Raw genomic sequence first — 4,368 nt, 5'->3', positions numbered from 1 at the left:
TTTACCAGCAGGTGCTGTCCGGAAACAAAAGATGCCAGATCGCTTGCAAAAAATTCAGCAATGTCGGCAACATCATTTACAGAAGTAAGCCGGCCCATAGGCGAACCGTTGAGAAGCTCTTTATAGAACGGATCTTCTTTCGACATCTCTACGAACACACCTGTATTTTCTACCGGTCCGGGAATAATCGTGTTTACTGTAACTCCGCGATGACCGATCTCTTTCGCCAGTATCTCCACCAGATACTTCGGTGTTGTTTTGCTGCCGCCATATACTGCCATACCCGGAACTGGCGATGTTGTAGTGCTGGAAGATATATAGATGATGCGGCCTTTGTCTGCTATATCTTTGGCCGCTTGCTGCAGGGTGAAGTAAGCGCCTTTTACATTGATACTGAAAACACGATCGAACTGCTGTTCGGTAAATTCTGTAACCGGAACCTGTATCAATTCTATACCGGCATTGGCTACCACGATATCTATTTTACCAAAAGCCTTTTTGCCTTCTTCAAATAATCGTTTCACATCTTCCAGTTTGGTAACATCGGCCTGCACAGCAATAACGCGTGCGCCCATGGCAGTAATATTTTTCACTACTTCTTCTGCCGACGATTTATCGCGTGAGTAATTGATCACAATGTTTGCACCGAGTGCTGCATAGCGTTCTGCTATAGCTTTTCCTAAACCTCTTGCTGATCCGGTAATAAGGGCGGTTTTGTTATGTAAGGTATTCATAGTTGTATCGTTTAAAGTGTTTTTGATTTTGTTTAAGCAATAGAGTATCAGGGTGACAAAAAAATGTCACCGTATTTTTTAATAATGTTTATCGTTGATGATACCAGCGGTGTGAATTATGCCGCCAGCAGAAAGATTAAGCCATAGCTCCGTTTACACCTATATTTTGTGCACTGATCCATTTCGCTTCATCGCTTGCCAGGAACAATACAACTTCGGCTATATCCTGCGGATCACCAATGCGATTGAAAGCTGAAAGTGATGCCAGGCGATTGATTACTTCTTCTGATTTTCCGGCAGTGAACAATTCGGTGTTGGTAGGACCTGGAGATATAGAGTTCACATTGATGTTGCGCTTGCCTGCTTCTTTTGCAAACACACGGGTAAGTTGCTCCACTGCTGCTTTGGTTGCAACGTAGGTTCCATACGTTGGCAGCATAATGCGGTTAACCGATGTAGAGAAGTTGATGATGCTTCCGTTATCTGCAAGTTGTGTGGCAGCTTCACGCAGTGTGTTGAAGACTCCCTTTACGTTGATACTGAACTGTCTGTCGAAATCTTCATCGGTAGTTTCAGCGATCAGCTTGGTGATCATGATACCAGCATTGTTTACCAGTACATCCACGCGACCAAACTTCGCGATGGTTTCAGCAAAAAGTTTTTTTACATCTGCTGTTTTGCTCACATCTGCCTGCACCGCTATAGCAGTACCTCCATTGCTTGTGATGTCTTTCACAACCTGGTCGGCTGCATCTTTGCTGCCGGAGTAATTTACTACTACGGTAGCACCGGCACGGGCTAATGTTTTGGCAATGGAAGCTCCTATACCTTTAGATGCTCCTGTTACGATGGCGATTTTGTTCTTTACGTTGCTCATACATTCTTTTGTTTAATTGATGAATCAAAGGTCGGGCAACGACCATCCAAAAAAGTACAGATTTTACAGGACTACCTATAAATATGACAGGTTACACAAAAAACAACAGGTTTTATACCTTCCGAAACTCATTGGGAGTGAGATTCGTGTGCTTTTTAAAGTAGTTGCTGAAATGATTCGACTCTGAAAAACCCAGTTGAAAAGCGATCTGCTTGATGGGTACGGAAGAATTTTTCAATAGCGATTTGGCTTCGGCAATGGTCTTATCGGCAATCCAGGAGCTGATGGATTTACCGGTTTTACTTTTAATAACATTGCTCAGGTAGTTTGGATTGAGACTTTGTAGTCTGGCGTAATCCTGTACCTGGTAGAGTACTTGTACTTTGTTATCAGCCAGGTCGCGATAATGTTTTTCCAGGTTCTCCTTAAAATTCTTCACAATCTGCGAGCTCCTGTTTCCTTCATATATAGGGTTGTAGTCGGCCCAGAAATATTCCTTTACTTTCAGCAGCAACACAACAAACAGGTTGCCGATGATTCTATATTTATAGGGAGAAGTGGCTTTATACTCTTTTAATATCTGCAAATATAAATTCTCAAACTCTGCGAATGCTTCCGGAGCCAACGTACGCGGACGCACTGTTTCAGCCAACAGAAACGGGAACTCTTCAAATATTTCCGGGTGCACATTCTCTTTCAGAAATGATTCGCTCAGTGTTACCAGGTATAGCTCGCGCATATCAAACCATTCAAAAGCCTTGTGATGGCCCGGGTTGGTAAAATATATAGTGCCTGGAACGGTATCGAACGTCAAATCATCGGTACTATATTTACCATGGGCATCTTTTACAAATACAAAGGAGAAATAGCTGGGCCTATATACAGATGACTTGAACGGGAATTTCTTATGAATATCTGCGAGGTTATTGATCGTAAAATCTTTGGACTGATCGATCGTGTCCACCGGCAGCCCAAGGCTCTTATAGGTGCTGTAGAGATTCTCGTAGATAACAATGTTTTCTTTTTCCTTCATAAACCAAACCCGAATATACGGAAAGTCGTGCGAATGCTTTTTGTATATATACCCTGGAATAACGGAACAATTTTCGCGACTCTTATGATCTCTGCGTTCCGGAAATATTCTGAAATTGCAGGAGATATATGATCCGCTTCTTTCTACTATTATATATGCTGACAGCCCTGCTATTCAGGCTGCTGTCAAACCGATACGAACGCGAAACATCCATCCACTATGAATACCGATAAACTTACCAACCCGATTGTAAAAGCCGCGATCGATGCACTTCAGAAAGGTGATAAGAAAACATGGCTCAGTCTCTTCACGACCGATGCCAGACTATATGACGATGGAAGTCCGCGCGACTTCAAGAAGTTTTCTTCGGAAGCGCTGGGCCATGAACGATTCACTTCGATCGACAAGATTGAAAACAATGGCCTGGATGTTTACGGACATTTTCATTCCGACCAGTGGGGAGATTTCAAAACATATTTCAAGTTTCACATAAACGTGGATCAGAAGGTAAGTCGGCTGGACATCGGACAAGCTAACTATTGAGCACACGCTCTCCATTCGACACTACTTATTTTATTAGTGGCCCTGTCATTGCATTCCTCTGCACACGATGGTAAATAGGCTCTCCCAAAATGTACCAGACGTATGCGCAAATTATTGATCATCATCTTCCTGATAATCTCCAGAGTCTATGCCCAATCACCGGTTGGAGTATTTGATACCCATGCCGATATAGGCGCGCCCAAGATTGCAGGCGATGCACTTTATAATTCCACCGATCAACAATATACCCTCAAAGGCGCAGGCTATAATATATGGTTTGGCAGAGATGAGTTTCACTACCTCTATAAAAAACTGAAAGGCGATTTTATACTCACGGCCAATTTCAAATTTGAAGGAACAGGTACTGACCCTCATCGCAAAGTGGGTTGGATGCTGCGCGCTTCCGCTGACGATAATGCACCACACATCAGCGCTACGCTGCATGGTGACGGACTCACGGTATTGCAATGGCGAAAATTGAAAGGCGCTTTTATGCGCGATCCGGAAGACGAAATCTTCTCGGTAAAGAAAAAAGCAAGTACACTGCAGCTTGAACGCAAAGGTAAAGTTATCATTATGCGCATGGCGCTTTGGGGCGAACCGCTTCAGTTGGTGGGCGAACATGTGATGGAAGATTTTCCGGATGAAGTACTGGCAGGACTATATATATGCTCGCACAACGAACAGGTAAAGGAAGAAGCTACGGTATGGAATGTACGTATCGATCAGCCTGTTGCTGAAAATTACAATCCCAATACGTCAGGCTATCTCGCATCGCGTCTTGAAACATTGGATGTCTTCACTGGCAAACGAAAAATTGTTTATGAATCAACCGATCGCTTCGAAGCACCTAACTGGATGCCCGATGGCAAATCGCTTTTATTCAATGCCAACGGATCACTCTATACCTATCCGCTACAGGGAGGAACACCGCAGAAGGTCAACACCGGCATAGCCGATCGCAATAACAACGACCATGCTATATCTTTTGACGGAAAGTGGCTTGCCATCAGTCATCATCGCCAGGGATTACCAGGGGGTGGTTCAACGGTATATATACTTCCGCTGCAAGGCGGCACTCCCCAACTTTTAACCGAACAAACTCCTTCTTACTTTCACGGCTGGTCACCGGACGGGCAATATATAGTATGTGTAGGACAGCGCGGCACAAACATCTATGA

General features: G+C 43.9%; 5 protein-coding genes. 2 read left to right on the top strand and 3 right to left on the bottom strand.

Annotated features, from left to right (window positions below; translation table 11 throughout):
* The 3 genes from VIN08_RS23895 to VIN08_RS23885 form a co-directional block, all read right to left on the bottom strand.
* The coding region (locus VIN08_RS23895) for an SDR family oxidoreductase (protein WP_331970848.1) at positions 1-734 on the bottom strand (734 nt) is incomplete at its 3' end.
* Between the two features lie 136 nt (positions 735-870).
* Complete coding sequence (locus VIN08_RS23890; protein WP_331970846.1) at positions 871-1,611, bottom strand: SDR family oxidoreductase; 741 nt, start codon at positions 1,609-1,611, stop codon at positions 871-873.
* Between the two features lie 112 nt (positions 1,612-1,723).
* Positions 1,724-2,644, bottom strand: a complete 921-nt coding sequence (locus VIN08_RS23885; RefSeq protein WP_331970844.1) for a helix-turn-helix domain-containing protein — start codon at positions 2,642-2,644, stop codon at positions 1,724-1,726.
* Between the two features lie 219 nt (positions 2,645-2,863).
* On the opposite strand from VIN08_RS23885, the gene VIN08_RS23880 reads away from it, so the two are divergent.
* Entirely contained in the window at positions 2,864-3,187 is a 324-nt protein-coding gene (locus tag VIN08_RS23880; protein WP_331970842.1) for a hypothetical protein, read from the top strand.
* Positions 3,188-3,289: 102 nt separating this feature from the next.
* Positions 3,290-4,368 (top strand): hypothetical protein (locus VIN08_RS23875; RefSeq protein ID WP_331970840.1); only part of this gene is annotated, 1,079 nt, incomplete at its 3' end.

The organism is Ohtaekwangia sp., from assembly GCF_036568665.1.
Lineage (GTDB): Bacteria > Bacteroidota > Bacteroidia > Cytophagales > Cyclobacteriaceae > Ohtaekwangia.
This window is presented reverse-complemented; position numbering and strand designations above follow the sequence as displayed.